Below are 3,231 nucleotides of genomic sequence, written 5' to 3'. Positions count from 1 at the left end.
ATTTATACCAGTATAATGCAAATAAGAGCAGAGAACCAAAATCTGGTCTCTGCTCTTAATAACTATCAATAAAATCTTGTGTCAGTTTTTTGAGTTTACACAAAACTTGAAACGGTCTCAAGCAACAGCTATAACACCAAGCAGAGAGCTTCAGCCTGATGAATATTTTAACGAAACAGACCACTTGATTGAAACGCTTCCGCATAATCTACAGTGACTGTTGTCGGCTGCAGTTCCTCTTCATTCTTCACATCCTCGTTTTCACTTATTTCTTCTTCGATTTAATTAATCTGTATTGTCTGTTCCTTTTGATTTGATTGGCTGTTTCCATTCTCTTTTGAACTGCATCCTGACATACTTCCTATAATCAAGCAAGCAGTTATACCCATTATCATACGTCGTTTTAGTTTCATCCCAAAATCTTCTTTTCTTCTGTAACTTCTTTTAACTTTTACTTCCTAATCCACGAACAATTTTTACATCAACATTCTAAATACAACCATCTTCTCAACCCTCCTTTTATTACATGTGTAAGATTTCAACACAAAAAAATTTTCCTTTTGAGTGCCTGTTACATCCATGCAAATATCACATCAGTAAGATTTAGAAGTCAAGTTATCTTTATATAAAAAGGCTTCTGCCAGAGGGTATCATACATTTTCGCAAAAGTGATACCTTTTAGCAAAAGCCAATTATTCAGCAGAGTCTCTCACCACCCCACTGATTCATTATACAAATGTTTCATTCAAAGAACTACAAAACACACGTCCATTTTCTTTCTATAAATGCTAAGATATAAATGTACAAAAATGATCATATAAAAATGTACAACTTCCAGATATAATGGATTCCGTTGGAGGGATCGCATTATGATATATGCACAAAAAATACATACAGATTTTCAGATTAAAACGCTAAAAGATCTGATAAAATTAAAACCTTTTTTGGAGGATGGTACATTGAAAGTAAATAAAAGTCAGATTGCTCGTGAATTGGGAAAAGACCGCCGCACAGTTGATAAATATCTGACAGGTTATGAAAAACCAGCTATCCGGCACAAAGGATCTCCCATTGATGATTATTATGAGATCATCAGAGAGCTTCTGTCCGATGAAAATCAACAGATTTTCTATTACAAACGTGTTCTGTGGCAGTTCCTGAAAGATAACCACCAGCTTTGCTGTGCACAGTCCAGTTTCCGTCGCTATATCAGTCGTCATCCGGAATTCCAGCAGTATTTTGACCGCAGGAAAAAGAACTTCAATCATAAGAAATCGCATATGCGGTTTGAAACTTCACTCGGACAGCAGGCACAGCTCGATTGGAAAGAATCCATCAAATTCACACTGAAATCCGGTGAAATGATTGATATTAACATTTTTGTGCTGATACTTTCAGCTTCCAGATTCCGGAAATATCATCTGTCATTGACGAAGTCGCAGGATATCTTATTTTCTTTTATGGATGATGCATTTGAGACCTTTGGCGGAGTGCCACGGGAAGTACTTACAGATAACATGAAAACGGTTATGGATGAACCCCGGACACAATACTCAAAAGGAAAGATAAATATGCGGTTCCAGCAGTTCGCCTCTGATTATGGATTTACGGTAAAACCTTGTATTGCCGGACGTCCACAGACGAAAGCCAAGGTAGAGGCTCCGATGAAGCTGTTAGATGAAATTTATGCATATAACGGGCTGCTTGATTATCGGGAACTGAATGAGCTGATTCAGCGGCTGAATGAACGTATCAATCATCAGGTACATCCTGGAACCGGGCGGATCCCGATCATGTATCTGCGAAAAGAAAGGACTCACTTATTACCCCTACCCAAGGATACAATAAGAAAGTCCTATCAGCTTATTACCACTACATCCAAAGTAAACCCGTCAAGTATGGTAACATACCACTCCTGCCAGTATTTCGTACCTCCGGAATACATCGGGAAGATTTTGAGCTTACAAGTATATGATAATTATCTGCATGTGTATTATAACACGACAATGGTTGCCATGCACGCGATAAGTTCAAAAAAACTAAATTACCTGGAGCAGCATTATATAGCGATCAGCAGGCTTACTTTAAAAAGCAGAAACTGTGATATAAATGCTGTTGCAAGACAAAACTTAAAACAGATAGGAGCATTATTTCAAAATGAATAGCACATATATACAATTAAAACAAAATCTTGAGTATCTGAAAATGAAACAGATGCTCCTTCATCTTGATGAAGTACTGGATTTTATCACGTCCAACAACCTGTCCTTTACCGAAGGGCTTGTGAAACTGACATCACACGAAATTGATTTTAAGGAAGCAAATATGATCCGATCCATGGTCAAAGTAGGAGCATTTCCTCATCACAAGGAATTAAATGATTTTGATTTTACATTTCAAGAGTCTGTTAATGAACAGGAGATCAGAGACTTTGAAACACTGCGCTTTTTAGAATCGGCAGAAAATATCGTTTTTCTCGGATCCAGTGGTGTGGGAAAAACACACCTCGCTACTTCCATCGGCATAGCAGCTGCCAAGAAACGGTACAGTACCTATTTCATAAAGTGCCATGACCTGATACAACAACTGAAAAAAGCAAAACTGGAAAATCGTCTGGAAGCCAGACTGAGGCATTTCTTTAAATATAAGTTGTTGATCATTGATGAATTAGGCTATCTGCCGATTGAAAAGGATGATGCAAAGCTGTTTTTTCAGCTGATCGATCTGCGATACGAAAAACGAAGCACCATTTTAACAACAAACATAAATTTTAATTCCTGGGACGATGTATTTTATGATCCTGTCATCGCAAATGCAATCCTTGATCGCATTTTGCACCATGCTCATGTAGTAAATATTACCGGAAGATCGTATCGATTGAAAGAATACATGACGCAAGATGAGGAGTAGACAAATTTGTACATTCTTAAATGATCAAATATGTACATTTTGATGTTGACATTTATATCTTTCCTTAATGTCCAATAAACCGCAGGAAATCAAGGTTTCTTTGAAAGCAGACAAATGGTTTCAATATTCCCCTGAACTTTGATTTTATACTGCATAGCGAAAGTATGCAATAGATTTTCAAAGTGGGGTAACTGATTTATCCCCGTTATGTATCACTTTTGAATTTCTACAGTTCCCTTTACTATATCTGCAACATATTTTGAGGATATTTCGTAATCTACAAAATCCGGTAATATTTACTACATGAGCATGGTGCAAAAT

2 protein-coding genes are annotated in these 3,231 nt (G+C 37.0%); both read left to right on the top strand.

What is annotated here, in order from left to right; all coding sequences use genetic code 11:
* Nucleotides 1-869 precede the first annotated feature (869 nt).
* Nucleotides 870-2,165 carry an IS21 family transposase gene (istA, locus tag H8704_RS13955; RefSeq protein ID WP_249298667.1) on the top strand — a complete coding sequence of 432 codons (1,296 nt, stop codon included), beginning with the start codon at nt 870-872 and terminating at the stop codon, nt 2,163-2,165.
* The gene (gene istB / locus H8704_RS13950; protein ID WP_249298666.1) at nt 2,158-2,910 is read left to right on the top strand and encodes an IS21-like element helper ATPase IstB; all 753 of its coding nucleotides are present in this window, start codon (nt 2,158-2,160) and stop codon (nt 2,908-2,910) included. The genes istA and istB overlap by 8 nt, the downstream gene beginning before the upstream one ends.
* Nucleotides 2,911-3,231 lie beyond the last annotated feature (321 nt).

The sequence above is a fragment of the Jutongia huaianensis genome, assembly GCF_014384985.1.
Taxonomy (GTDB): Bacteria; Bacillota; Clostridia; order Lachnospirales; family Lachnospiraceae; genus Jutongia; species Jutongia huaianensis.
The sequence above is the reverse complement of the archived record's forward strand: the minus strand, read 5'-3'. Positions and strand labels throughout refer to the sequence as shown.

What these genes read in the sequence shown, in the direction of transcription:
- istA (WP_249298667.1), top strand. Translation starts at nt 870, where the DNA reads ATGATATATGCACAAAAAATACATACAGATTTTCAGATTAAAACGCTA.
- istB (WP_249298666.1), top strand. Translation starts at nt 2,158, where the DNA reads ATGAATAGCACATATATACAATTAAAACAAAATCTTGAGTATCTGAAA.